26 protein-coding genes are annotated in these 26579 nt (G+C 63.2%); 12 read left to right on the plus strand and 14 right to left on the minus strand.

The window, feature by feature from the left end; translation table 11 throughout:
* Window positions 1-6: 6 nt before the first annotated feature.
* The 8 genes from JQC81_RS03230 to JQC81_RS03265 form a co-directional block, all read right to left on the minus strand.
* The gene (locus JQC81_RS03230) at window positions 7-2748 is read right to left on the minus strand and encodes a PAS domain S-box protein (RefSeq protein WP_203270280.1); all 2742 of its coding nucleotides are present in this window, start codon (window positions 2746-2748) and stop codon (window positions 7-9) included.
* Entirely contained in the window at window positions 2726-2920 is a 195-nt protein-coding gene (locus JQC81_RS03235) for a type II toxin-antitoxin system ParD family antitoxin (protein WP_203270281.1), read from the minus strand. Before JQC81_RS03235 ends, JQC81_RS03230 begins: the two co-directional genes overlap by 23 nt.
* A 161-nt stretch (window positions 2921-3081) precedes the next feature.
* A complete protein-coding gene (locus JQC81_RS03240) occupies window positions 3082-4239 on the minus strand; it encodes an RHE_PE00001 family protein (protein WP_312887465.1) in 1158 nt (385 codons plus the stop codon).
* A gap of 431 nt (window positions 4240-4670) precedes the next feature.
* Complete coding sequence (gene repB / locus JQC81_RS03245) at window positions 4671-5747, minus strand: plasmid partitioning protein RepB (protein ID WP_203270282.1); 1077 nt, start codon at window positions 5745-5747, stop codon at window positions 4671-4673.
* Window positions 5747-6943, minus strand: coding sequence for a plasmid partitioning protein RepA (repA, locus tag JQC81_RS03250; RefSeq protein WP_203270391.1), 1197 nt, complete (start codon window positions 6941-6943; stop codon window positions 5747-5749). The genes repB and repA overlap by 1 nt, the downstream gene beginning before the upstream one ends.
* 601 nt (window positions 6944-7544) lie before the next feature.
* Window positions 7545-7829, minus strand: coding sequence for a site-specific integrase (locus JQC81_RS03255; protein ID WP_203270283.1), 285 nt, complete (start codon window positions 7827-7829; stop codon window positions 7545-7547).
* Window positions 7830-7976: 147 nt separating this feature from the next.
* A complete protein-coding gene (locus JQC81_RS03260; RefSeq protein WP_203270284.1) occupies window positions 7977-8210 on the minus strand; it encodes a hypothetical protein in 234 nt (77 codons plus the stop codon).
* A 16-nt stretch (window positions 8211-8226) separates the two neighbouring features.
* Window positions 8227-8436, minus strand: coding sequence for a hypothetical protein (locus JQC81_RS03265; RefSeq protein WP_203270285.1), 210 nt, complete (start codon window positions 8434-8436; stop codon window positions 8227-8229).
* Window positions 8437-8665: 229 nt separating this feature from the next.
* Here JQC81_RS03265 and accD point away from each other — a divergent pair, with 229 nt between their 5' ends.
* A complete protein-coding gene (gene accD, locus JQC81_RS03270; RefSeq protein WP_203270286.1) occupies window positions 8666-9613 on the plus strand; it encodes an acetyl-CoA carboxylase, carboxyltransferase subunit beta in 948 nt (315 codons plus the stop codon).
* 109 nt (window positions 9614-9722) lie between these two features.
* Window positions 9723-10103: a hypothetical protein gene (locus JQC81_RS03275; protein ID WP_203270287.1), complete on the plus strand. Its 381-nt coding sequence runs from the start codon at window positions 9723-9725 to the stop codon at window positions 10101-10103.
* A gap of 299 nt (window positions 10104-10402) precedes the next feature.
* Here JQC81_RS03275 and JQC81_RS03280 read toward each other — a convergent pair whose 3' ends face one another.
* A complete protein-coding gene (locus JQC81_RS03280; protein ID WP_203270288.1) occupies window positions 10403-11308 on the minus strand; it encodes a recombinase family protein in 906 nt (301 codons plus the stop codon).
* 751 nt (window positions 11309-12059) lie between these two features.
* On the opposite strand from JQC81_RS03280, the gene JQC81_RS03285 reads away from it, so the two are divergent.
* Together JQC81_RS03285 and JQC81_RS03290 are read left to right on the plus strand one after the other, a co-directional pair.
* Entirely contained in the window at window positions 12060-12641 is a 582-nt protein-coding gene (locus tag JQC81_RS03285; protein ID WP_203270289.1) for an Hsp20/alpha crystallin family protein, read from the plus strand.
* A gap of 184 nt (window positions 12642-12825) precedes the next feature.
* The gene (locus JQC81_RS03290; protein ID WP_203270290.1) at window positions 12826-13899 is read left to right on the plus strand and encodes an NAD(P)-dependent alcohol dehydrogenase; all 1074 of its coding nucleotides are present in this window, start codon (window positions 12826-12828) and stop codon (window positions 13897-13899) included.
* 25 nt (window positions 13900-13924) lie between these two features.
* Here JQC81_RS03290 and JQC81_RS03295 read toward each other — a convergent pair whose 3' ends face one another.
* Window positions 13925-15796, minus strand: a complete 1872-nt coding sequence (locus JQC81_RS03295) for a PHA/PHB synthase family protein (protein ID WP_203270291.1) — start codon at window positions 15794-15796, stop codon at window positions 13925-13927.
* 175 nt (window positions 15797-15971) lie between these two features.
* On the opposite strand from JQC81_RS03295, the gene JQC81_RS03300 reads away from it, so the two are divergent.
* From JQC81_RS03300 to JQC81_RS03325, 6 genes are all read left to right on the plus strand, one after another.
* Entirely contained in the window at window positions 15972-16805 is an 834-nt protein-coding gene (locus JQC81_RS03300) for a universal stress protein (RefSeq protein WP_203270292.1), read from the plus strand.
* Window positions 16806-16832: 27 nt separating this feature from the next.
* Window positions 16833-19430, plus strand: a complete 2598-nt coding sequence (locus JQC81_RS03305; RefSeq protein ID WP_203270293.1) for a cation-translocating P-type ATPase — start codon at window positions 16833-16835, stop codon at window positions 19428-19430.
* A complete protein-coding gene (locus JQC81_RS03310; RefSeq protein ID WP_203270294.1) occupies window positions 19427-20008 on the plus strand; it encodes an NAD(P)H-dependent oxidoreductase in 582 nt (193 codons plus the stop codon). Before JQC81_RS03305 ends, JQC81_RS03310 begins: the two co-directional genes overlap by 4 nt.
* Window positions 20009-20145: 137 nt before the next feature.
* Complete coding sequence (locus tag JQC81_RS03315) at window positions 20146-21750, plus strand: MBL fold metallo-hydrolase (protein WP_281400218.1); 1605 nt, start codon at window positions 20146-20148, stop codon at window positions 21748-21750.
* A gap of 117 nt (window positions 21751-21867) precedes the next feature.
* Window positions 21868-22275 carry a hypothetical protein gene (locus tag JQC81_RS03320; RefSeq protein ID WP_203270295.1) on the plus strand — a complete coding sequence of 136 codons (408 nt, stop codon included), beginning with the start codon at window positions 21868-21870 and terminating at the stop codon, window positions 22273-22275.
* Entirely contained in the window at window positions 22272-22583 is a 312-nt protein-coding gene (locus JQC81_RS03325; RefSeq protein ID WP_203270296.1) for a c-type cytochrome, read from the plus strand. The genes JQC81_RS03320 and JQC81_RS03325 overlap by 4 nt, the downstream gene beginning before the upstream one ends.
* A gap of 12 nt (window positions 22584-22595) precedes the next feature.
* Here JQC81_RS03325 and JQC81_RS03330 read toward each other — a convergent pair whose 3' ends face one another.
* The 4 genes from JQC81_RS03330 to JQC81_RS03345 form a co-directional block, all read right to left on the minus strand.
* On the minus strand, window positions 22596-23033 hold the full coding sequence (locus JQC81_RS03330) for a universal stress protein (RefSeq protein WP_203270297.1): 438 nt from the start codon (window positions 23031-23033) through the stop codon (window positions 22596-22598).
* 48 nt (window positions 23034-23081) lie between these two features.
* Window positions 23082-23924, minus strand: coding sequence for a universal stress protein (locus JQC81_RS03335; RefSeq protein ID WP_203270298.1), 843 nt, complete (start codon window positions 23922-23924; stop codon window positions 23082-23084).
* Between the two features lie 62 nt (window positions 23925-23986).
* A complete protein-coding gene (locus JQC81_RS03340; RefSeq protein ID WP_203270299.1) occupies window positions 23987-24970 on the minus strand; it encodes a zinc-dependent alcohol dehydrogenase family protein in 984 nt (327 codons plus the stop codon).
* A gap of 40 nt (window positions 24971-25010) precedes the next feature.
* On the minus strand, window positions 25011-25295 hold the full coding sequence (locus tag JQC81_RS03345) for a hypothetical protein (protein ID WP_203270300.1): 285 nt from the start codon (window positions 25293-25295) through the stop codon (window positions 25011-25013).
* Window positions 25296-25559: 264 nt separating this feature from the next.
* Between JQC81_RS03345 and JQC81_RS03350 the strand changes: the two genes are divergently transcribed.
* On the plus strand, window positions 25560-25757 hold the full coding sequence (locus JQC81_RS03350; RefSeq protein ID WP_203270301.1) for a hypothetical protein: 198 nt from the start codon (window positions 25560-25562) through the stop codon (window positions 25755-25757).
* A gap of 56 nt (window positions 25758-25813) precedes the next feature.
* Entirely contained in the window at window positions 25814-26365 is a 552-nt protein-coding gene (locus JQC81_RS03355) for a pyridoxamine 5'-phosphate oxidase family protein (protein WP_203270302.1), read from the plus strand.
* Window positions 26366-26579 lie beyond the last annotated feature (214 nt).

Consider the following 26579-nt stretch of genomic DNA (forward strand, 5'->3'; position numbering starts at 1 on the left):
CCGGTCTCACGCGCTTTGGATAGGAACCTTGAGGGAGAAGACCAGGCCAGTCGGCTCAAACGCAAGTTGAACCCTCCCCTGGAGCTCCTGGGCAAGACTGCGCTCAATCAGGCGGGTGCCGAAGCCACGATGGGTTGGGACCGGAACAGGCGGGCCACCGCTCTCGGTCCAGGCAAGATGTAGGTGAGATCCGTTTGCTACCGGACTCACAGCCCAGGTGATCCGGATCTCGCCCGTTTCGTTTGACAGGGCACCATATTTGACGGCGTTCGTCGCCAGTTCATGAAGGGCCATCGCCAGAGCAAGCGCCATCTGAGGGGACAGACGCACGTCAGGACCTGAGACCTGTACACGGTTTTCACCTTCATGCCTGTAAGCGGCTACAGCCCCCATGACGATGTCCTTGAGACTTGCTCCCTCCCAGTTCTCTTCCGTCAGAACGTTATGGGCCAGGGACAGGGCAATCAGACGCTCCTCAATGCCCCTTTGTGCCTCCTGCGTTGTCTTTGCGTTGCGCAGCGTCTGCGAAGCCACCGACTGAACCGTGGCGAGCGTGTTTTTCACCCGATGGTTCAACTCGTTGATCAGCAAGCGCTGGTGCTCCTCCCAGCGCTTGCGCTCGGTGATGTCGCGGAAGATAGCTGCGGCCCCAATCACCCGACCATCGGTATCCGTCATCCGGGTTGCCAGAACCGACACATCAAGGAGGCAGCCGTCCTTGCGGCGGCGCTTTGCTTCCAGGCGAATGCTCCCTTGGGCGATGGTCTGGTTGAAGGCACCGGACTTGACCTTCTCCCCGGTCACAGGGTCCGGCGGCACCAGAAGGTTCACAGGCTGGCCAACCGCCTCAGCCTCGGTGTAGCCGAACAGCGCCTCAGCCCCCCTGTTCCAGGTCAGGATCCGTTTACCTGCGGCATCGAACGAGATGATGGCATCAGGTGAGGAGGACACGATTGCTGCCAGCCTGGCATTCGCCTCTTCGCCTTTCTTATGCTGCGTCACATCCAGGACCACGCCACGGGAGCGGAGTACCCTGCCCGCCTCATCCCGGATGTACTCGCCGCGTCCGTGGATCCACCGATCCGACCCGTCCGGCAGGAGGAGACGCAGGGGCCAATCAAATTGGCGGATGGACGGGTCCTCCCGAAGTTGGCGGAATTCGCTCTGGATCTGCTCGGCATCATCGGGATGGAAGCGGGCGTAGACATCTTCAAGGGTGAGATGGTGGTTGGCAGGATAGCCATAGAGGACATTCAGGCGCGGCGATGATTTGATCACGCCCGCTACATAGTCGACATCGAAGATGGCGAGCGAGCCCGCTTCCAGGGCAGTTCTAAGTTCCTGCTCACGCTCCTGCAGGGTCTGCTCGTTCTCCTTGCGGTCAGTGATGTCCAAAAGGACCCCGAACGAACGGGAGAGCTTCCCATCCGAGTCCAGGTCCATCTCGGCACGTATCAGGAACCAGCGAAGCGAACCGTCGAGACGGTAGAATCGGAACTCGCCCTCAAAGAACTTTTCGCCCCGCCTGATCGCTTCTGTCACGGCGGCCACAAGCCGGTCTCGGTCGCCAGGATAGTAGTGGGTGCGAACCTCTGGCGCATCGAGTTGAGCCTCAGGCGGATAGCCGAAGAGCCGGTTTAACTCCGGCGTTGTCGTGATGGTGTCCGTGGTAGCGTCATGCGCCCACACGGCCATACGCCCGGCATCCAGCGCCAGCCGCAGCCGGCTCTCGCTCGTACGGAGGGCTGCCTCAGAGCGAGCACGCTCAACAGCGTCCCAAGTCCGCTCGGCCACGTCCTGAATGAGACGGATCTCCGGGCCCGTCCAATTGCGCGGAACGCTGCTGTGAACGTAAAGGGCGGCAGCCATACGCCCGTGCTTGATCAGGCTCACCGTGACAGCCGCCTCAATCCGCAGATAGGCAAACGCTGCCAGCGATCCTGGGCTGCTCGTTCGAGGATCCGTCGCGACATCGCGCACGACCAACGGCTCGCCTTGCTGCAAGGCGGAATGAATCTCCGGCCCAAAGGCTGTCAGGTCGTGGGTGCCGGCATGATGCTCGACGGTGCCGTCAGTCCAGTTCCGAGGTGTGGTGAAGTAGCGGGCGGTCCCGTCCACATCGCCATAGCCAACCCGGCTGACCCCGAGGTGCTGTCCCAGCATCTCAGCTGCAGCATGGACTATCTCAAGCGGGTCGGTCAGTCGCCGCAAGCGGTCCGTGAGGGTGAGCAGGAACTCCAGCCGTTTCTCCGCCTGAACCTTGCTGGTGGTTTCCTGCAGGGTGCATAGTGCGCCGGCAACTTGCCCTGCTTTGTCCCGGACAGGGTTGTATGAGAAGGTGAAATAGGTCTGCTCCGGCTGCTCCCTGCGATGTAGAACCACCGGAAGGTCCTCGAAGTACGAGGACAGGCCAGCGTATGCTTGATCGACGACCGGCTCAATTAAGCTCCTGACCTCAGGCCAGATCTCGAAGAGGCTTCGCCCAAGCGCCCAAGGGTGCTTTTGTCCGAGAACCGGGATGTAGGCATCATTGTAGATGAAGATGCGTTCTGGCCCGCACAGAAGGAACATCGGCGCTTTAGACTCAAGTATCACCCCGACCAGATAGGTCAGGCAGTCGGGCCATTGCTCCATCGGGCCGACGGGAGATGATGCCCAATTGTGGTCATTAATGAGGTTCGCCATCTGTCCGCCATCGGGGAAGCGGTGTGCGGAAGCGCCGGCTTCAATGGCCTGGAGGTGACGCATTTGCCGTCCGTTTGGTTTGCCGCTGCGCACGGCGTTCCCGTTCATGAAGAAGCCGGAGAGCCGCTCGTATGACCTCGCTTGCGCCGCGATAGAGCCCAGAGGCTATCGTGCTGTCGATGAAAGCATCGAACTCAGGCTTGCACGAGACATTGCGGGTCTTGCGGATGATCATGGATTAAGCCTGGAGCGGGGTGCACAACGACGATTGGCACACGGCACAGCGTAAGCCAAGCACCTTTGTCGCCGCGACTAGGCTGATTGTCTCATGTCCACTCCGGGTATGCCGGCATTCTGCCGGTACGAAAGCGGATCCAACTTCGGGACTGTGCCCTGCTATACGATCCCCCATGCTCTGTAGCGGGTGCGGCCGGTGAGCTCTCTTGGTAGGGCGCCCCCGAGCTGGGCCAGCATCAGGTCAACCGCCTTGGGCGTGACCTTGAGCAGCTTGGCCCCGAGCGGCAACGTCACCAGCGGGCGCGACAGGAACAGCTCGACCAACTCCGGCAGCTTCGAGTTGGAGCGGGTCTTGGCCGTGACCCGGCTCATCAGCTCGCGGGCGAGGATCAGCCGGTCGAGGTCCTTGTGAGCGATGGCAAGCGCCTCCTCCAGCACCTGGCAAAAGCCCTCCAGCTTCTCGACTGCCCCTTCCCTCCCCTGCGGCCGGAACTTCGATTGCTTGAAGCCGGCGGCGAGCGGCAGCAGGTGGGCGGTGAGGCCCCTCGCCCGCAGGATGGCGGCGGCCATGATCAGGCCGAGCCAGGGCAGGCGGGTGTAGAGGTTGAGATCGAGCCACGCGTTCCACGCCACCGCAGCCGCGGCAATCGCCGGCCAACCGCTGGTGCGCTTGACCACGTCGAGCCACAGGTCCTCGGCTTCCGCCTCGTCCTGATCGGGATCATAGACCAAGTGCGAGCGGCTCTTCGGGATCAGGGTCTCGCCGGCCAAGACCTTGCCGGTGCGCTCGAGCAGGGCATCGATCTCGGCAAAGTGTGCTTTCCACGGATCGGCATCATGAGCATAGGCCGGATAGGCTTCTTCATCCTCCGGATCCGGCCGCTTGCACTTGGACCGGGTGGGCTTGTCCTCGGCCACGGGGCCGATGCCGCGCAGGGCGGCCAGGCCGTCGATGGACAGCGGCCACGGCGCCTTGCGGGCCATGGCGGTGCGCCGGGCGCGGAGGGCGGCGGCGGCGCGGGTGAGCTCATGGGTGGGATGACGCACATCCATGCCGGCATCGTGCAGCACCAGATCACCCACATCGACAAGATGGCCGTCGAGCAACAGAGCGCGCACGGCCTCAGTCATGTCGCAGCGGGACTGCCAGCCGGCCGCCAGGCCGGAGGCTTCTAGGCGGGCATCGAAGCGCAGGATGCTAATGGTGATCGGCTCGAGCCGGCCGGCGATGCGCTCCCACGGCAGCTCCGGCAGAGCGTAGGTGCGCTGAACCAGAGGCTCCTCATCGAACTCCCCTGCCCTGCTGCCGAAAGCCACGCTTGCACCCTCAATCTAAGTTATTGATAGTCCGAGCTATAGCTGAGCAAGAAGAAGCAAAGCAAGGACTTGCTACAATGGGAGGTGAGACCGTTTAGCACTCTGCAAAGCAGCATTCACAGAGAATGCAATCGGCGCAGGCGAGGAGCGGCTCTGAGCATCGTCGTAGCCGACAGCTGGGGCGCCGATTGGCGCCAGATCCTTGTATCATAAGCCATTTTCTGACGCGTAGAGGAAGCTCTGCTCTCCCTAGCTGGTTAACCAACAGGCTTGAGGAACGTGTGCAAACGATCGATTGAACTTGATGTTCGTCTGTGTACATATCCCCTGCAGATCCTCGCAGAGAGAAACGCGGGATAAGCCTTTTTGCTCCTCGTGATCCCAATTGATAGAAGAGGTGAAGGCGGAGGCATCCTCCGCCATTGTGCTGACTATTTCGCGTTCAGGGATGCCTCATAGTCTCGATAAAGCTCTTCAAGCTTTGAGAATAGGAAGGCTCCAAATTGGCGATCAACAGTCTTATCAATTTGCAACGTATATCGAGCATCGGTATCCGTAATGCGGGCTAGTCTTCTGCCTTTTGGATCATTCCAGAAGATCTGCTGTTGAGAGACTTCGACTTTCTCCTTTCGGGAAAGTTTCGCCAACAATGCCAGGAACCGCTCGTCCGATGACTTTTGAGCGAATTCGGGCTTCGCGACGATCTCGGAGGCTTTATCGAAGCATTTCTGCAGTTTGAAAATCTCGGTCAGTTCATGCCACCGCGGGCGGCCAATGCCAGGAGCAGCTCCAACAGCTAGGATAATCTCGCGAGGGATTTTGGTCGCGACAGAGATCATCCCGGACAGTTCGGTTTTAGAGACTGCTAGTGATGATCCAATCACCTGCCTATTGAATCCGGCTTCCTCCAGCTTCACGGCGAAAAGGGCTTTCTCGATGTAGCTCAGGTCCAGGCGAGCGTTGTTTTCTTGGCCTTGTGCGATGACCAATTCTTCGTTCGATAAATTTCGAACAATCGCACGAACTTTGATGCCGAGTTTGCGAGCGGCAGCAACTCTTCGATGCCCGTAGGCAATCTGATAATGCCCCTCCCTTTCAGGATGAGGACGCACCAGAATCGGAACCAACTGGCCTCGGTCTTTTATCTGTTCGATCAACTCGGTGGGGGGCTGTGATGAATCTTCAAAGCGATCTGAGACAAATGATGCGAGGATCTTGTCTGCCTCGATCTCAACGATGGTCTCGCCGGCTTCAAGCTGGCTCTTGAGAGCGGCAATTTCTGCGCTGGATTGTCCGCGCATATTTTCCAAGGCGCTTCCGACAGCACCTACAGCATTGCTCCCCCGCGCGAGGACCGATGACCAGCTAGCACCAGGCTTTACAGGAGCCGTTTCAGCGGACTCTGCTCGGATCGGCACGACATCAGACTGGGCTGCCTGCTGCTCGACTTGAGGGTTGACCCCGACATCATCCTCGCCGAGGATCGCGGCATAGTTTCGCTTCGCCATTACATTCTCCCCCAAGCTTTCTTAATCAGATCTTCGATTTCGCTGTTGACGCTGTTGAGGGCCTCCATAGCCCTATCATACGTCGACTTCGAGTAACGTTCCTTCGAGACCTCATAGAGCGTTTGCTTGTTGATACCGGCATCTGAAATTGCAGTGCTCTTGAGCATGGCGCTCTTAAGAACGAAGTCGCCAAACATCTTCCGCATGAAGGCAACCATGTGACTTTGCGGGAGATCCCCCGGTTCGAAGCGGGTAACGAGATAGCGGATCCAATCGTAACGAACGGTCCCGCCAGCGTTCCTGACCACCGTAAGGAGATCCGAGGCCATTTTGAGAAACTGGCTCATCGACATCACGTCCAGCATCTGAGGGTGAACTGTAATCACCATAGACGTCGATGCACTGAGAGCAGAAAGTGTTAGAAACCCTAGTTGAGGCGGACAGTCTATGACAACAACATCATATTGATCTGCCACTGCCGACAGAGTGATGCCAATTCGCTCGAAGAATAGCGATTCTTCCGGGCTACGATTTACGAGGGCTTTGGGAGTATCGTGCTCAAATTCCATGAGCTCAAGATTTGCTGGAATCAGATCCAAGCCTGGGAAGTACGTCTGCCTGATGATCTCACGTGGATGCCGAGCCTGATCGTCGTACCTAATCGAACCGTAGATGGTTTGACCGCTGTGGACATCGAATTCGGGCTGCAGGCCATGAAGTGCAGTAAGGCTGGCTTGTGGGTCGAGATCCACCGCCAGGACCCGGTATCCGTTAAGTGCTAGGTATTGGGCAAGATGAGCTGCCGTAGTAGTTTTTGCGCTCCCGCCTTTGAAGTTGACGCAGGAAATAACCTGCAAATGCTCGGACGCGGACCTGTGCTTGACGTACTGCCTACCGGACTTGCCAGTCTCATCTAGGTAGGAGCGGAGGGCGAGAACGTCCTCAAGTGAATATTGCCGCCGTCCATTCGGAAGGGTCTCTGCTTCAGGACCTTTACCTTCAAGGGATAGCTGCCGCAGGTACCCATCGGCAACGCCGATTAGCTTCGCGACCTCTCCGGAAGAGAATTTTCGAAGGGTCTTTTGAGCTAACGGCGGATGCATCTTAAGACGCTGGTCGTGAAGCTTCTTCGAGAGAGACAGCGCGTGTGAACGGATGGTTTCCTCATCCACCCACTGCGGTGCTTCAGATTTCATCTGTGCTAAGGCCACTGCGCCCTCCTAGATACGGTTAACAGCGAGCCAAAGGGCTGCTTTCCGTAACTAAGCGGCTAAAATTCTTTACAATTGGTTAAGGAAGGCTCTTATTCTCGCGCAGTTCGAGAACGTGCAGGGTGAGTGTTCACAGCTGTGAACTTGAATAGATCCCATAGTCAGCAGCTACATCGCCCCCTCCCCTTTCTCTTTTCGGATTGGCAGTTCACAGCTGTGAACACGGAGGATGATGGCGACGGCAGACCCCTAAAATCAATAACCAGCCGAAGCGTTGAACCGCTAGTTCACAGCTGTGAACTAGACCTGTCATTGATCCGTCCCTTGGTAGATAGACATCGCTGAAGTTCACAGCTGTGAACGCACTGGAAAGGTTTTGGGATGCTCTAGGTGCCGTTCCTGACCGACAGGCTCCGTGCATGTTCTTGCTCGTCGTAGTAGCCGCCCGCCTGCTGGACGGACTCATGAGCGGATTGACGCATCACGTCCACCAACGGGATCCGTCGCGTCCTGCTTGCGTTATGAAGCCTGATCGCAGTCCGTGGGCGCTGAGATCCGCCGGGCCCACCCCCACCATCCGGCGGCGTTAATTGAGAATGAGGTTGACCGACTGCGGAGTCAGTGAGTTGGCTCCGATGGAGCCATCCTTTCGAACCTCCTTGAAGATCGGCCCGGAGGTGATGTTGGCGGCCTGCATCCATTCGTGAAAGGCAACAGCCGCAGGGCCCGCAGCAAACACTAAGGCACCCTGCCCTGCCGTGGTGGCTTTCGGCCGGCCGAGTGCAATGCGAACACGGCGGACTGTTGGCGATACGGGGTCCGCTGGCCGCAGCTTGATGGGATCGGCCACGCTGATCTGGGAGTGCCTCACGGTCGCTACCTCGCTCCGCCGCCCGCCGGCCGCGATCAGGAGGATGGCCCGATCGCGGAGGTCAATAGCTTTGGAACCGCTGCAGGTAGCCACGAGTCGGACGAGGATATCGCGGGTGACGAGCTTGCGGCTCTTGCTCTGAGGCTCTCAAGCTGAAGTCTTCATAGCCAAGTAGCGAGCCTTCCTGATGCCAGGATGCTCGAACGGCGGTTCAACGCCTTTCCACTGGTGCAGGGTCGCCCAGTTGGAGTGCCGCAGGGAGACCGTCTTGGGAGCATGGGGCCCTTTGACCATGAGGATCTTCCAATCCCAGTGGTCTTCGGTAAAGTCGTCGGGCACGCCATGAGCCGCATTGATGGCGCTCTGATCTGGGGCCCACATATCGTGGCAACGAACTTCAGGACGAGCTCGGGATCGGCCGGGCATGGGAATGGGCTTCCGGTTGCGGCGCTGCACAAAGCCTCGAGATTGGGAGATCAGAGGCGGGGGCGCGCAGCGTGTTGGCGCCCATCCCAGTACCGGCAAGATGCTTCAGGGTGGCGACATCGGCGTCGGTCAGCACCGCAGCATAACGATCAGCCGCCGCAATCGGAAGAACGGCCGCCAAGGCGTCGAGTTCTCTTGCCCGAGTGAGCTGTATTGCCGGACACACCAACGCTCTTTGTCCCCTGATCATGCAGTGCCATCTTCGGATCTGCCCTGGCCGAGCTATGGCCGAACCCCTCTGACTTGTGAACTGTGACTGAGCAGCAGAGAGGGGCCGACCAGTTCGGCGTCGCACTCCTGCTGCATTCCCGTGGTCTGTGCCGCGCCGGCAGATAGGGAAGGAACGCCGCGTGAGCTGGATTACCGATGTCGCACCAAAGATCAAAACTCTGTTCAAGCGGGATGCACCCGAGAATCTTTGGATCAAGTGCCCGGATTCCGGGCAAGTAGTGTTCCAGAAGGATGTTGAGGCCAACCAGTGGGTGATCCCCAGCTCCGGCCACCACATGCGCCTGTCAGCGACCCAGCGCCTGACGCTGACCTTCGACGAAGGCCAGTGGACGGACGTGCCAGTCTCGGACGGAGAACCCGATCCGCTGAAATTCCGAGACACCAAGCGCTACACCGACCGCCTAAAAGAGGCCCGGACGAAAACCGGGTTGGTGGACGCGATCAAAGTCGGCACAGGAACGGTCGAAGGCCTGCCGCTGACCGTGGCAGCCCACGACCCAGATTTCATCGGCGGCTCGCTCGGGGTGGCGGCAGGGGAGGCGTTCATCAGGGGCGCCGAAACGGCGATCGAGCGGACCACTCCATATGTGGCGTTCACCGCGTCAGGTGGGGCCCGGATGCAGGAGGGCATCCTGTCCCTCATGCAGATGGCCCGCACCACGGTTCTGATCCAGCGGCTACGCGAGAGGAAGCTACCCTATATCGTCGTTCTCACCAATCCGACCACGGGCGGGGTGACGGCGTCTTATGCCATGCTGGGCGATGTCCACATGGCCGAGCCGGGAGCCCTGATCGGTTTCGCCGGGCCACGGGTGATCGAGCAGACGATCCGCGAGCACTTGCCCGACGGGTTCCAGAGGGCCGAATTCCTGAAGGAACACGGCATGGTCGACATGGTGGTCCACCGCCATGATCTGCGCTCGACACTGGCGCGCCTGTGCCGCCTTCTCATGCGACTGCCTGCTCATGGGGCCGAGATGACACCCGATACCATGGTGGATAATGGGTCGGATCATCATGAAGCTGACCGACCGGCGCCTTCCGCTGAACAGAGCAGCCCTTTGTAGGGGGAGGGGCCATTCTCTCGCGCAGCCACCAATACCGTCACCGTTTGGTTGAAGGACGAAGGCGTGGCGGCCAGTATGGTTAACGAGAGGAAAACAGGCTGGAGGTGGCATGGCGCGAAACCCGGTTCGCGATGAGCGACAAGGGGACCTGTTCGGGGCACCTCCGCCACCTGCCAAACCGGTCCGCCGGACCTCCCCGCCGAGGCCGGTGCGTGAGGAGACCCGGGCGCCGGAGCCAGTGTCGTTGGGCACGCTCGGCGCGAAGGCAACAAGGCCCGAGATCAACGAACTCCTGGATAGCATGCCGGATCAGGAACTGGCCTATCTCGCGGTAGAGGCTACGCGGCTCGTGAAGCGCAGGCTCGCCCGAGGGCAGGGGAGGGGGCTCCGGCCAAAAGGCGCCGGCAGAGGCAAGTCGCCTCTTGATGATGCCCTCGTTCGGATTGGCGGCGAGCTGATGGAGTTTGAGGACCCGGGCGAGACGTGGTGAGCCAATGGGAGGAGGCAGCATCCTTGAGCAGCGTGGGTCGGCGGGCAGGGCGATATTGGGAAGCCTCGCCACCAACGTGTTGAAATCTACGAACATCAGGGCAGGGCGCTCGAAGCTCTGGAGAGCCGGCTCCAGCGGAAGCGCCGTCGCGGCTATGGAATCCGAGGCTTGTAGGTCAATTTGACCTACCGGCGACCTGTCCACTACCTGCTGGCAGGTCATCATGATCGATCAAGGGTGGCACAAGCTATCCAAGTGTCGCACTTCGAGCGCAAAATCTGGTGACAGCAGCGCTATCACTAGATGTCAGGGACTGCGAGGCCCATTTTGCGGGCCCGGTCGAGCTGGAATTTGACCGAACTGGCCTTCCATTCTCTCCCACCTCGTGGCGTCCGCTCCCGCATCCCCTCGAGCTGAGCGCCGATCTCACGCAGGGTGAGGGTCGGATTAGAGATCGCAATGCCGGCAATCAGGGTCATGATGCGGTCGTCCGGCGGCCGTCTTCCGGCTTTCCGTAACAACTCCGGCTCAGCCATCCGCTCGGCGACCAACCGCTTGACTGCCCTCCGAAGGCTTTGATCCGTCCACCGCTGGCCTCGTGCATTCAGCACCTGCACGACATCTCGCCAGCTATGGTCCGGCCGCATCTGACGGACAACGGGAAGGAAGGAATTGGCTGCCGTCAAAAGGTCGCCCAGATAGACGCGGTCACGGGCGAGGGCGGTCTTGCGGATTGCCTCCGGCCGTCCCTCACGCAACCCGGGGTTCCCTGGCCTCTTACCCTTAGCCACCGCCGCCTTCATGCCAGACTTCGTGCGCTCCGAGATGAGCGATCGCTCCAGCTGAGCAACGGCGCCCAGAACCTGCAGAGAGAACACGCCTTGCGGGGTCGACGTGTCGATCGGATCTCTGAGGGATTTGAAGTGGGCACCTTTCTCCTCAAGCGTCTCGATCACTTCGAGCAAATGGCTGACCGACCGAGCCAAACGATCGAGCCGAACGACCACGAGGACTTCGCCCTTCGAGATCTCTCGGATGAGCCGGGAGAGAACTGGCCGAGTTCGGGAGGCGCCGGATCCGTGCTCCTGATGGATGACCGCGCAGCCGGCAGCCTTGAGCTCGTCGAGCTGAGCGTCGGTTGCTTGCTCCTCGGTTGAGACGCGGGCGTAGCCAATCAGGCGCTGGCGAGTAGGGGAGAGAGCCATGGGTTGATTTCTGAGCGATTTCGGCCTCTTGTACACATTCTGCGATCACGAGAAAAGGATCGTTTGAAGACGTCTTTCAAGCCATTCTGTTAACCAGCGGACAAGGGGAGGGCTTCCCTCCAGCCTGAGAAAATGCTTTGAAAACAAGGGCATTAGCGGCTCGGCTGATAAGAAGAGGCCGATACAAGCCTCCGCGATCAGATCCCAAAAGAAGCCGCTTACGATGCCGTCCGAGAAAATAGCGCGCCCCTAAGGCCACGCCGTAGCTAATCCCTACTTAGCTTTCTCTGTTGCAAACCCACCTAGCTATATCAATAGCTTAGCTATCGGGACGAAGCGTAGCTTTCGGAGGATGTGAGGTTTGGAGAATTTGAATGAAAGAAGCCTCGCTGAGATCGATGCGGCTTCTGCTGTGATGGTGAGGGTGAGGTAAGGGACCGAGAACTGCTCGCTGGACATTCACGACAGTCGGAGAGGGGAGGGCAGGTCAAGAGCGAAAAGCGGACCTTCACAAGGCCAAGCCGAAGGGCTGTCCGTGACCCCAAGCAGACCTTCGCCGAATTACGTACGCGGAATGTCGATTCCAAGATGGCCGCTGGAGGACTATCATCGGTGCTGCGGATCGGGCGCTTTCGCGACAGCTTACCCATGGCGGAAGCGAACGATCCGAACATTCAGTCCGAGTTGTGTTGCCCTTCCGGAGCGGAACTTTACCCGCCCGGCATCACAGGTTGATGAGGAGGAATGCACAATGGCCCGCAATCCCATGCTCCCCTTCCGCCCCGGTGGCGGGATGTTTCCAGGTGATCCCTTCCTGTCGCTTCATCGCGAGATGAACCGCCTCTTCGATGATGCCTTCCGCGGCATCGGCTTGCCCGCTGCCACTGGCACTCAGGGGCAGGGTGATGTCGGCAACTTCGTGCATGCCAGCATGAACGTGTCCGAGACGGACACGGAACTCCGGATCACGGCCGAATTGCCCGGTGTCACCGAGCAGGACATCGACGTGAGCCTAGATGACGACGTGCTGACCGTCCGGGGTGAGAAGAAGTTCGAACGTACGAACGAGAAGGAAAACTTCCACTTCGTCGAGCGCTCCTACGGCACCTTCCAGCGTTCGTTGCGGCTGCCCTACGCCGTCGACTCCGAGCAGATCCGAGCCAGCTTCGATAATGGCGTCCTGACCGTGACCGTGCCGAAGGCCGGACGGCAGGAGCGCTCCCGGCGCATCCAGGTCCAGGGACGGGGCACGTCCGGCCAAGGCGGCACGAATGGACCTGGACAGCAGGCCACCGACAGGTCGGGCCAATCCGACGACACGAAATCCGGCTGAAGCCGGCCCGCGCGAACCGTCGGCGCGTGCCTGTTACCGCGATGGCAGTCCTACGCCACGAAGACGCGAGGCTCCCGGATCTGACTTGATCCGCGTCAATGTCGGTCCCCGGGAGCCGCGCCATGATCCACATCGCGCACCCTCGGGGCTACGACGCCCCGCATGAACCAGCCGGAGGACTGCCATGCCCAGGATGAAAGCCGCCATCTTCGTGGAGCCGGGTCGCATCGTCCTGGATGAGAAGCCGATCCCGGATATCGGACCGCTCGACGCGCTCGTGCGCATCACCACCACGACGATCTGCGGAACGGATGTCCACATCCTCAAGGGCGAGTATCCCGTCGCCCGTGGCCTGACCATCGGCCACGAGCCTGTCGGCGTGATCGAGAAGCTCGGCTCGGCCGTGCAAGGCTACCACGAGGGCCAGCGGGTCATCGCCGGGGCGATCACCCCGAGCGGGCACAGCGCAGCCTGCCTGTGTGGCTGCCACTCGCAGGACGGAGCCGGCACGAAGCATGGATGGAAGCCGCTGGGCGGCTGGCGCTTCGGCAACACCATCGACGGCTGCCAGGCCGAATTCGTGCGCGTTCCCGATGCCCTGGCGAACCTCGCCCCGGTGCCGGACGGACTCACGGACGAGCAGGTGCTGATGTGTCCGGACATCATGTCGACGGGCTTCTCCGGCGCGGAAAGCGGGCGCATCCGCATCGGCGACACGGTGGCGGTCTTCGCACAAGGCCCGATCGGCCTGTGCGCCACGGCCGGCGCCCGCCTGATGGGCGCGACCACGATCATCGCGGTCGAGAGCGTGCCCGCGCGCATGGAGATGGCGCGCCGGATGGGCGCGGATCACGTGGTCGACTTCACGAGGGCCGACCCCGTCGAGGAGATCATGCGCCTCACCGACGGACGCGGCGTCGACGTCTCCATCGAGGCGCTCGGGCGGCAGGAGACCTTCGAGGCGGCGCTGCGGGTGCTGCGTCCCGGCGGCACGCTGTCGTCGCTCGGCGTCTATTCGGGCGATCTCAGGATCCCGCTCGACGGCTTCCTGGCGGGATTGGGCGACCACACCATCCGGACGACGCTCTGCCCGGGCGGCAAGGAGCGCATGCGTCGGCTCATGGAAGCCATCGCATCGGGCCGTGTCGACACACAGCCGTTGGTGACACATCGCTTCAAGCTCGATCGCATCGAGGAGGCTTACGACCTGTTCGGCCACCAGCGTGACGGCGTGCTGAAGGTGGCGATCACCCCATAGGTATGGGGAGAGTTCACGGGTCCGATCAGGCCTGCATCACGTAGGTGCCGGGTGCATCGCACAGGGCAGGGTAGCCGTGTGCAGGTGCGCCCAACGCAGGTGGATCGGCAAGCTCCCCGGAACGTGAGGCCAGCCAACGCACCCATTCCGGCCACCACGAGCCCCTGAAGCGGGGGGCGATCCCGGTCCATGTGTCGGGGTCCAGGAAGTGGCCCGCGGCCGATTTTGTCAGGACCTGGAAACTTCCCTTCGCATTGTCCGGTCCGGCCACGATGCCGGCATTGTGACCGCCCGTCGTGAGAAGGAATGTCACGTCGGTATCGGCGAGCAGATGGATCTTGAAGGCCGAGCGCCAGGGCGCCACGTGATCGCGCTCCGTGCCCACGGAAAAGATCGGTGCCCGGATGTCACTGATGGCAATGGAACGGCCTTCGACCTGGAAACGTCCTTCGGCGAGGTCGTTGTTGAGGAAAAGCTGCCTCAGGTAGTCCGCATGCATGCGGTAAGGCATGCGAGTCGCATCGGCATTCCAGGCCATGAGATCGTTCAGGGGTGTCCTCTCGCCCATCAGGTAATGCCGGACGAGCCTCGACCAGATCAGGTCGTTCGAGCGCAGGAGCTGGAAGGCTCCGGCCATCTGCCGGGTGTCGAGATAGCCCTGGCTGCGCATCAGGTCCTCCAGGAAGTGGACCTGACTCTCGTTGATGAACAAGGTGAGCTCTCCGGCCTCCCGAAAGTCGGCCTGCGCCGCCAGCAGGGAGAGGGTTGCCAGGCGCGTGTCCCCGTCGCGTGCCATCGCGGCCGCCGCGATGGAGAGGAGCGTGCCGCCAAGGCAGTAGCCGACCGCATGAACCTTCCGATCGGGAACGACCGCGTTCACGGCATCCAGCGCCGCCATCACGCCAAGCGTCCGGTAATCGTCCATGCCGAGATCCCGATCCTCCGCTGTCGGGTTCTTCCAGGAGATGATGAACACCGTGAAGCCTTGGTCCGTGAGGTAGCGGACGAGCGAGTTCTCCCGAGACAGGTCGAGGATGTAGTACTTCATGATCCAGGCGGGCACGATCAGGATGGGCTCCGGCCGGACCTTCTCCGTCGTTGGCGCATACTGGATCAGCTCGATCAGACGGTTGCGGTAGATCACCTTGCCCGGCGTAACCGCCACGTCCCGGCCCACCAGGAAGGTCTCCACGCCTGCGGGAGGCTTCGAGCGGACAATGCGCTCCCAGTCGTCCAGGAAGTTGCGGAAGCCCTGCACGAGGTTCTGGCCGCCCGTTTCCAGGATGCGCCGCTGCACGACCGGGTTGGTCAGGAGGAAGTTCGACGGGGATGCCATGTCGAGGATCTGGCGCGAGATGAACTCGACCACGGCCTGATGCTGCCTGGTGACGCCGTCGATCCCTGTCGTCGCGTTGTCCCACCATTGCTGCTGGAGCAGGAAGCCCTGCTGAATGAGGTTGAAGGGCCATTGCTGCCACTCGGCCTCGGCGAAGCGTCTGTCCTGGGGCAGCGGTTCGATGCACGGCTCGCATGTGCCTCCGCCACTGGCGCAGCGCGAGGCGAACTGCGCCAGCCGCGCCCATTTTCGGGCCGCCTTGGTGGCGAGCTCAACCTGCTTGCCCGGCGAGATGGCGAGATTGACGGCCCAGTCCATGTAGGCATCGAAGACGGCGGCCGGTGACAGGCCACCCGTGAGACGCGCCAGACCCGCATGGGCGGCATGGTCGAGGGCGTCCCGGACCCGATGGAGTTCGGCATCGTCGGACGCTTGCGACCGAAGGGACGGCGAAGGCACCGCTCGCGCAGGAAGCCGATCCGGCCTTTGCTCGGGAAGCGGGACGGCTTGGGCCTTCGGCGAGCGACCGCCCGTGAGAGCGCCAGTCGTATGGGACGGCATTGCAGCCTCCGGACTTGACCCCGCGTACCGAGGTCGGTGGATCGCTCGACAATGAATCCGAACGTTCTCGGGCGAATTGCGTCAGATCAAAGCATTCACCCCGAATTCGACCACATGATGATCGATGGTTGCTTCGGCACAACGGCTGTGTCCGGGCCCACGGAGGGAGAGAGCGATGATCAAGGACATCATGGTGCATCTCGATGGAAGTCCCGAGGACGAGATCCGGCTGGAACACGGGCAGGCCCTCGCGTCATCCGGACGGGCCCATCTGATCGGCATCTTCACCAACCTGCTGCCCGACCTCACCATCGCCATGCCTATGGATGGGGGCGCGGCCGCGATCCAGGTCCTGACCGAGCTACAGGACCAAGCCCTGACGGACGGTGATGCCACCGCCAAGCGCCTCACCGAGCGGCTGGCCAGCCTGCAAGTGCCGAGCGAGATGCGCCGGCTCGACGAGACCTACGGCGCCCTGTCGGCGAAGGTGGTGGAGCAGGCCAGGTGCGCCGATCTCTTCATCGCCACCCGGCCCAATGGCGGGACCGAGACACCCGACTGGTCGGACCTGGTCGAGGCGGTGCTCTTCGGCAGCGGACATGCGCTCCTGCTCGTGCCGCCCGGCCGCCACCGGCAGGGGCCGATCCAGACCGTGCTGGTGGCCTGGAACGGCAGCCGCGAGGCAGCCCGCGCCCTGCGTGAAGGCTTGCCCTTCATCGAGCAGGCGGCGCGCACCGTCGTGCTCGTCGTGGATCCCCCGTCAGATACCAAGTCCTGGGCGGAGGTGGAGGGTCACCTCGCAAGGCATGGCGTGGTCGCGGAGGTCGCCACGGCCGAGAGCCAGGACCGCCGCGTCGCCGACGTCATCCTCGACGAGGCGCGCAGCGTGTCCGCGGATCTCATCGTCATGGGAGGGTACGGCCACACCCGCCTCAGGGAGCAGGTGTTCGGGGGTGCGACGCGGGACATGCTAGCCGCAGCGGACAGCCCGCTGCTGGTGGCTCATTGAGGCGGACCCGTCCAACCGGGAGCGGACATGACTGTGCATGCGCGAACGGTACCGAGGGGCCATGACGCGGACGCCGCGACGGTCGCACCTGCGGGCCTGACGGGCCTCGACGAGGCCGAGGCGCAGCGCCGGCTTGCCCGGCATGGGCCCAATGCCGTCGCGGGGAAGCGCTCCCGTGGCCTGGTCGACATCGTCCGCGGGATCCTGCGCGAGCCGATGTTCCTGCTTCTGCTGGCCGCCGCAGGCCTCTACCTGGTGCTCGGCGACATCGGGGAAGGTCTGTTCATGACGGCCGGCGCCGTCGTGACGATCGGCCTGGTGGTGCTGCAAGAGGCCAGGAGCGAGCGGGCACTGGCAGCCCTGCGCGAGCTGGCCGAGCCCTTCGCCCGGGTGATCCGCGGCGGGAGCGAGCGGCGCGTTCCGGCGCGCGATCTCGTGCCGGGCGATCTCGTCCTGGTCGGAGAGGGGGAGCGCCTGCCCGCCGACGGTCTCCTGATCGGGGGCGACGCACTGACGGTCGACGAGTCGGCCCTCACCGGAGAGTCGGTCCCGGTATCGAAGCGTCCCGCACCCAGCGGCACGGACGGAGCCGGCGACCCGGAGCCTGGCGGAGACGACACCCCGTACCTGTTTGCCGGGACCCTGAACGTGCGCGGGCAGGGCATGGTCCACGTCGTGCGCACGGGTCCCTCGACACGGCTCGGACGCATCGGCGCCTCGCTGGCCGCCATCGAGGACGAGCCGACGCTGCTCCAGAAGACGACCGGCGCGCTCATCGCCAGACTCGGCATCCTCGCGCTCGCATTCTGCGCCATCGTCGCCGTGGCGTACGGCGTGCTGCGGGACGACTGGATCGGCGGCGCGTTGTCCGGCATCACGCTGGCCATCGCGCTCCTGCCGGAAGAGTTCCCGATGGTGCTGGCGATCTTCATGGCGCTCGGGGCCTTTCGCCTCGCCCGGGACAAGGTGCTGGTGCGCCGCGCCGCGGTGATCGAGACCCTCGGCGCGGCGACCTTCCTGTGCGTCGACAAGACCGGGACGTTGACCGAGAACCGGATGGCTCTCACCACGATCTGGCGGGACGGCAGGGTTCAGGAACTCGAGGACGGCAACAGGCTGCCGGAATCCATGGTGCAGACGCTCCAGGTGGCGGTTTCGGCCTCGGCCATCCGCCCTGTCGACCCGATGGACCGTGCCGTCCGGGCGGTGGCGGAGCGGTTGTCCGGCGAGCCGGGCAGGGCTGGGGACCCGCTTCGCACCTATCCGCTCCGTTCCGAGCTCTTGGCATTCGTTCAGGTCTGGGCGGACCCAGGAGGCGCTGTCCTGTATGCCGCGAAAGGAGCGCCCGAGGCCATTTTCCGTCTCTGCCGCATGGGCGATGACGAACGGGCCGCGATGGACGCGGTGGTTGCGGGACTGGCGGGCCGCGGCCTGCGGGTGCTCGGCGTTGCGTCCGTTCGCGACGACAGGGACCGCTCCGCAGCTCGCAAGGATCTGACGTTCCGGTTCGAGGGACTGATCGGCTTCGCCGATCCGGTGCGGCCCGATGTTCCCCAGGCGGTCGCCGAGGCGAAACGGGCCGGGATCACCGTGGCGATGATCACGGGCGACTACCCGGCCACGGCCCTGGAGATCGCCCGCCAGGCCGGGATCGACACGGGTGCCGGCGTGCTCACCGGGCGGGAAATTGCCGAACTCGACCCGGACAGCCTGCACGAGCGGGTCCGGCGGATCCGGGTCTTCGCCCGCATCATGCCAGAGCAGAAGCTCGCCCTTGTCGAGGCGCTGAAGGCCAATGGCGAGGTCGTTGCCATGACCGGGGACGGCGTCAACGACGCGCCGGCGCTCGAGGTCGGCCATATCGGCATCGCCATGGGGCAACGCGGCACGGATGTGGCGCGCGAGGCGGCGGACCTCGTCCTGCTCGATGATCGGTTCGTCTCGATCATCGGCGGCGTGCGGCTCGGGCGGCGCATCTTCACGAACCTGCGCAAGGCGCTGATCTACGTGACGGCGGTCCACGTGCCCATCGCCGGGCTGGCCCTGCTGCCCCTCGTCATGGGCCTGCCGCCGATCCTGTACCCGATGCACGTGATCCTGCTGGAACTCGTGATCGACCCGGTCTGCTCGCTCGCCTTCGAGGGGGAGCCGAGCGAGCGGCACGCCATGGAGAGGCCGCCGCGTCCCGCGCGCGAGCCGCTCTTCGGCACTTCCCAGATCGTGCTCGGGTTCATCCAGGGAGCCGTCGTTCTTGGAGCCGTCCTCGGCCTTTATGTCTGGGCACTGAACGTGGATATCCCTGAGACGCAGGCGCGCGCATCGGCGTTCGTCGCCCTGGTGGTCGGAAACCTGGTGTTGGCCTTCGCCGATGCGGCGGAGCCGGGCACCTCGTTCTTCGATCGTAGCCGGTTCGCCTTCTGGGTGATCGGGGCCGTGGCTGCCGCCATCGTCGCCGTGCTCCTTTACGTGCCACCCCTTGCCGCCGTTCTTCGCCTGTCGCCGCCGAGCCCGTGGTGGTTGGCAGCAGCCCTGATGATCGCGGTCCTGGCGGGCGGCTGGTTCGGGTTGGCCAGGCGACTCCGGGCGGCATCGATGCCACGCAACGAGCAGCGGACACCGGCATGACGCACATCACCATCATCCAGGGGCATCCAACATCCGGAGGCGGGCATTTCTGTCATGCACTGGCGGACGCCTACGCCGAAGGGGCCTTCGCAGGCGGCCATCAGGTTCGTTTCATTACCGTGGCCGACCTCGATTTCCCGCTGTTGCGCTCGAAGGCGGACTGGGACGGTGCCTTGCCGCCAGCCCCCATCACGGAGGCCCAGCGGACGCTGGCCTGGGCGGAGCACCTCGTCATCATCTATCCTCTCTGGCTTGGAGGGATGCCGGCCATTCTCAAGGGCTTCCTGGAGCAGGCCCTGCGCCCCGCGTTCATGACGGGCGGTCGGGAAGGGGCGGGCTGGAAGAGCGTGCTCAAGGGCAGGTCCTCGCGGATTGTCATCACCATGGGCATGCCGGCCTTCGCGTATCGCTGGTACTTCGGAGCGCACAGCCTCAAGAGCCTCAAGCGCAGCATCCTGTCCCTCGTCGGCATCGGCCCGAACCGGCACACGCTGATCGGCATGATCGAGGGCATGGGTGACAGTAAGCGGGCAGCAAGGCTCGAGGCCATGCGCCGCCTCGGCAAGAGGGCTCGATAACGCCTTGCTGGCCAGGTAAGGCGCAGGAACGGTCTCACCTTGTTCCGAGGGCTTGACCGGGATCAAATGCGACGGCTCGACCGAGGTGTACGAAGGTGCGATCCTTCCGCCCGACAATTAAAGCCCGGGAGAGAACCTTGTCGCTTCGCCTCCACTTCCACGGCGCCGCCAGAACCGTGACGGGTTCCTGCTTCATGCTCGAGACGGAAGCAGCCCGCATCCTGGTCGATTGCGGCATGTTCCAGGGGTCGAAGGAGGAGAGGGAGCTCAACTACCAGCACTTTCCGTTCCGCGCCGCCGGCATCGATGCCCTCTGCCTCACCCACGCGCACATCGATCACAGCGGTCTCGTGCCGAAGCTCGTGAAGGCAGGCTTCGATGGCCCGATCTACGCGACGGCCGGAACGGCCGACCTTGCGTCCATCATGCTGCCGGACTCCGGCTACATCCAGGAGATGGAGGTCGATCAGCTCAACCGCCGCAACCGCCGCCGGGGTCGTGAAACCGTGTCGCCGATCTATACGGAGGAGGATGCGGTCGCGTGCCTCAGGCAGTTCCGGCCCGTGGCTTACGGGCAGTGGCAGGAGGTCGCCCCTGGCTTCCGCGCCCGCTACTGGAACGCCGGCCATCTCCTGGGCTCGGCCTCCATCGAGATGGAGGTGACGCATGGCGGCGAGGAGAAACCAACCCGGCTGCTGTTCTCCGGCGACGTCGGCCCCGACCACAAGCTCCTGCAACCGGATCCCGATGGGCCGCGGGACCTCGATTACGTGATCCTCGAATCCACCTATGGCGATACGGATCGTGCGGGCACCACCATCGAGCACCGCCGCCGGATGCTGCGGGATGAGGTGCGCGCGGCGAGGCATCCGAGCGGAGCGTTGCTCATTCCCTCGTTTGCGGTCGAGCGGACGCAGGAGCTCCTCGTCGACCTCATGGAGCTGATGGAAGCGGGCGAGTTGCCCGACATTCCGATCTTCATTGACTCGCCCCTGGCCTCGAAGGCCAGCGTCATCTTCAAGCGGCATGCGGGAGAACTCAGGAACGGCGCTGACCTGGTCCAGGCGCTCGAGTCCCGATGGGTCCGCTTCACGGAGACCGTCGAGCAGAGCAAGGCGATCGACCGCATCCACAGCTTCCACATCATCATCGCGGCGAGCGGCATGTGCGAGGCAGGCCGCATCCGGCATCACCTGAAGGCCTGGCTCTGGCGGGACGAGGCCACCGTTCTCTTCGTCGGGTTTCAGGCGCAGGGCACGCTCGGACGGATCCTTCAGGATGGCGCCTCGAAGGTCCGGATCCACGGTGAGGAGGTGAAGGTGCGTGCCAGGATGCGGACGCTCGATCTCTACTCGGGACATGCTGACGGGCCGGAGCTGAAGGCCTGGCTTGCCGAGCGTCTTCCGGTTCAGCGCGGGGTCTTCCTCGTGCATGGCGAGGATCCGGCCCTCAAGGCGCTGCAAGCGTCCCTCGGCGATCTCGATCATGTGCCCGGTGCGATCATTCCGGAGATCGACGACGTCTATGATCTGGCGGGCGACCGCGCGGTCCGGATCGAGCGCCACGAGGAGCGGCTGCCGCCTGCGGGCGCCGGACACCGCGACTGGCACAACGACTATGCGGAACTGCTGCTCCAGATCAGCGACGCTGTCGAGGCGGCGGCCGACCGGAAGGCGAAAGGGGTCATCATCAGGCGCATCAGGGATGCCTTGAGGAACGGGTCCAAGGACCAGTCCGGCTGACTTGCCCGTAATTCCGCAGCGGATTGATCGGGATCAAGGCGGCCGGGCGGGTTCGATCTAGGCTTTGCCACAATGTCGAGGTCTGTTCGAGACCCGCGTGAATTCCGGGAGGGACCGATGCTCCATCACGTCACGCTTCATCTGGCCCGCAGCAAGCAGTTTCCCGAGGGCAGTCCGCGCTACGGCTACGAGATCACCGCACCGCTCGATGACGAGGGCCATCTGGATCAGGAGGAATGGTCTGACAAGCGGGCGTACTGCCGGGTCCGCCGGTTCTGGGCCGACGAGGGCGAGCGCCAGGGAGTTCTCGTTCACCGGCCGGGCGGGGCGGGTGGAGCGACCTGGATGATCGACTACAACCAAGGTCGGCTTGGCGACGAAGAAGCGGGCTATCACCTGCATCAGCATCGTTTCGTTGAGGGCGAGTACATCACGATCGAGGACGATGACGACAAGCCCTACACGTTTCAGATCGTCTCGGTAAAGCCGGCAGAACCGGGCAAGGCAGGGGGGCATTGGAGATGAGGCTGGTCGCTCTTCTCTGCCTCGCCATCGCATCGACAGCCGCCATGGCCCAGTCCGGACGGGTGCAGCGCGGGTTCACGTTCGCGCAGACGAACTGCTCCCAATGCCATGCCATCGGCCGCGTAGGCGAGAGCCCCGTTCCGGAGGCCCCGCCCTTCCGGACCCTGCACACCCGCTATCCCGTCGAGGACCTCGCGGAGGCCTTTGCGGAAGGCATCACGACGGGCCACCCCTCCATGCCGCAGTTCCAGCTCGATCCCGCGCAGATCAACGACCTGATCGCCTACCTGCAATCCATCCAGGGCTGAAGTCCGTCTGGATCACCGCACGACGAGGACCGGGATGTTCGAGTGTGCGAGCACCTTCATGGTCTCGCTCCCGAGAAGGAGAGCCGAGACCCCTCCGCGCCCATGCGAAGCCATGACGATCAGGTTGCAGACGTGATCCTCGGCCATACGGATGATCGCCCGATAGGGCGCGTCGTCCTCCATTTGAAGCGTCGTTGCCTCGACACCCAGGTTGCGCGCGATTTCGGACGCTTCCGACAGGGTACGGTCGGCCAGCTTCTGCATGTGTTCCCTGAACGAATCCGATGTTTCCTCCAACTGATCGGCTTCAAGCGCGAAGACATGGAAGCGCTCGGTGACCGTCAGGAGCAGGACCTTGGCACCAAGGGACTTGGCGAGGTTGACCCCGTGTTCGACGGCCCGCACCGCCAGTGACGAGCCGTCGGTGGCAATCAGGATGTTCTTGTACATGCAGACCTCCCTTGGTGGAGAGGGGGCGCGAATGCCAAGCCTCTACTGTCAGTACGATAGGAACAGGGGCACCGGGGCGTTCTTGAGCAGCGATTGCGTCGTGCCGCCGAGCACCATCTCGCGCAGGCGTGAATGGACATAGGCTCCCATGACGATCATGTCGGCGCGCGTCAGGTGGGCATGGTTGCGCAAGGTTTCGGCTACGTCCCCCTCCATCGCGGGCAGCGCGAGGACGTTCAACGTGACCCCATGACGGGTGAGATGCGGCGCGATCTCAGCACCGGGCACCGTGTGCGCCAGGTCCTTCTCGCCCGTGACGCTGACCAGCTCGACCTGAGTGGCGGCCCGCAGGAACGGCAGTGCATCGTTCAGGGCACGTGCCGCCTTGGCGCTGCCGTCCCATGCGACGACGATCTTGCCTCCCGCGAAGGCTTCGCGACCCTGTGGCACGACGATGAGAGGTCGGCCGCTGTCCATGAGCACGGCCTCGATCAGCCCGCGATCAACGGCCAGGGCAATCGGTTCTGCGTCGAGGATCGACAGATCATGGGCGCGGGCAAGGGAGGTAAAGCTCTTGATGAGGGCCGGATAGGCGAGCTGCGGCGCCTGTGTGGTGCAGGCGACGCCCGATGCGGCCGCGGCCCGTTGGGACGAGTCGGCGACCGCGCGCGCAAGCGCATCCAGCCGACGGTTCTCGGCGGCCACCAGCCCTTCGGCGATGGCGCTGACGAAGGCATGGGTCAGGGTGAGCTTCAGGGAGGCGGCCTCGACAGTGACATGGGCGTCCGACTGCCTGGCGAGCGAAAGCCCGTAGGGCAGGGCGGACGAGCGTTCCTCGGCCTCGCCTTCCTCCGTGATCCCGATCAGGATGCTGCGAATGTTCTCGATCATGACTTCCTCCCTCTGAACCTGTGGTTCGATTTCCGGACGCAATGACATCTGCTTCCTTTGCATCAGGGGACGAGGACCGCGGCCCCCTGGAGCCGTCCCGACCGCAGGTCATCCAAGGCCTCGTTGGCGGCCTCCAGTGGGTAGCGCATCGTCTGGGTCCTGATCCGGGCCTCGGGGACGATCGCCAGGAAATCCGCGGCGTCCTGTCGGGTCAGGTTGGCGACGGAGACGACCTGCCGCTCCTCCCAGAGAAGCCGATAGGGAAAGCTCGGGATGTCGCTCATGTGGATGCCGCCGCAGACCACGCGGCCGCCCTTGCGCACGGCCTTGAGCGCCAGGGGTACGAGATCGCCCACGGGCGCGAAGATGATCGCCGCGTCGAGGCTTTCCGGTGGCGCTTGGTCCGAGCCTCCGGCCCAGGCTGCGCCGAGCGAGCGGGCGAAATCCTGGGCGGCGACATCGCCCGGGCGCGTGAAGGCGAAGACACGCCGTCCCTGACACGTGCAGACCTGAGTGATGATGTGAGCCGCTGCACCGAACCCGAAGATCCCGATCCTCTCACCGGGACCAGCGGCCACCAGCGAACGCCAGCCGATCAGTCCGGCGCAGAGGAGCGGAGCCAGGGTAACGGGATCGCCGTCCTCCGGCAGGCTGAAGGCGTACGCCGAATCCGCAATCGCATGGGAGGCAAAGCCGCCGTCGCGGGTATAGCCGGTGAATAGCGGCTCGTCGCACAGGTTCTCATGTCCCGAGATGCAGTAGGAGCAATGCCCGCAGGTATTGCCCAGCCAGGGAATGCCTACACGGCCCCCCGGTTTGTGACTCCGGACCCCGGACCCGAGGGCCTCCACCCGTCCCACGATCTCATGGCCGGGGACGAGGGGAAGCCTGGGATGCGGCAGGTCGCCATCGACCACATGGAGATCGGTCCGGCACACCGCGCAGGCTTCCACCGCAACGCGGATCTCACCTGGACCCGGTGAGGGCCGAGGCCGCTCTTCAAGACGAAGGGGCGTGCGCACCTCGTGGAGGACCATCGCCTTCATGGACCGGACCTCTTCTCATCACGCAGTCCCAGGGCGGGCTTTATCGTTCGAAACAGCCCTTGGCCTGCTCCTGCAAGTCCTCAAGTGCCGCAACGTAGGGTGCGCGGCGGTCCTGATGGTCTTGCCAAAGCTGGGCGATCTTCCTGCGCTTGAGGCTCTCGTCGCCGCGGCCACGTTCGATGGCTTCGAGCTTCTGCTGACAGGCAAAGTCGATGTCGACCAGGTCGGCCAGGAGTGACTGGAGCCGGGGCAGAATGTCGGGCGAGTACACCCGATTCGAGCGCGATGGTTCCTGGAAGCGCAGATGCTCCACATCTGTTGACATGGCTTCCTCCGCTGGGGTTCTGGTTCTTACAGCGTCCGCCTACGCGACTAACCTAGGTTAATCAGAACAATTCGGTGAACCTGAGGCAGCTTGGCGGCCGGCGCTTCCCAGATCCGAATTCGACAGAAGGATGTTGAGCGGGTTCACCTGCCGCCGCCTTGATCTGAATCAAACCGGCCCAACGAAGAAGTGCTATACTGAGGCAGTCTCGTTGAAGGCAGGACCGGACGGATCCTGTGCAGCCTTCGGCCGATGGAGGAGGGCATGATCTCCTGGATCGTCCGTCTCTTGATGATCGCCGCCGGTGCCGTGACGGGCTGGGTCGTCGCTGAGGACGCGCCCAACTTCGGGATCATCCAGGTCATGGTGGCACTCCTGCTGCTCACACTCATCGTAGGCGTGCTGGCGTTCTGGCCATCCACCTGGGCGGCGCGGCTCAACCGTGTCCAACGGTCGCGATAGTCGACTTCCTATCAATTCCGTCCGCGTTGGATTGCGCGCCATCATGGAGGCGGGAGATGGACGAGGAAATCAGACGAAAGATTCTGACGCTGCTCGAGCAGCACCGGATCATGACGGTTGCCACCCTCAGGCCGGACGGCTGGCCGCAGGCGACCACCGTCGGCTACGCCAGCGAGGGCCTCACCCTTTACTTCCTGTGCGGCCTGGACAGCCAGAAGGCTGCGAACCTCGCTCGGGATGACCGGGTGTCCCTGACGATTGACCACGACACGTCGGACATCATGGCGATCAGCGGCCTGTCCATGGCAGGACATGCGCAGGCGGTGACCAACATGGCGGAGGCGGGCAGGGTGATGGGGATGCTCGTGCGGAAGTATCCCGAGCAGACCTCCCTGCCAGGGCCGATGCCGGCCCCGGAGGAAGTCCGCATCTTCCGCGTGACGCCGACCGTCATTTCGGTGCTCGACTACTCCAAGGGCTTCGGGCACACCGATCTGGTCAGCATCTCCGAAGACCGGGAAATGCCTTTCGACATCGTCGAGGAGGCCGATGAGGGGTCCTTTCCCGCCAGCGACCCGCCCGCGTGGACGCGGACAACCACCCGATAAGGAGGGACGTCGAGGTCAAAGGCTCCCCTTGATGCAGGTGCCCGTCTGGACCCTGATCAATTCTGAGACTTGCTGGCGCGGCGAGTTATGCGTTGGCATCCCGCTTGTTCTCCCCAGAGCCTGAGCTTCCCTCATAGAAGTCTTGCTTGTAATCAATCCGACGAGCGTTAGCGCAATGCCGGCGAACGCCTGCTGTTGGCACTTCCGAGACATT

Origin of the sequence: Microvirga arabica, from assembly GCF_016811235.1 — a bacterium.
Taxonomy (GTDB): domain Bacteria; phylum Pseudomonadota; class Alphaproteobacteria; order Rhizobiales; family Beijerinckiaceae; genus Microvirga; species Microvirga arabica.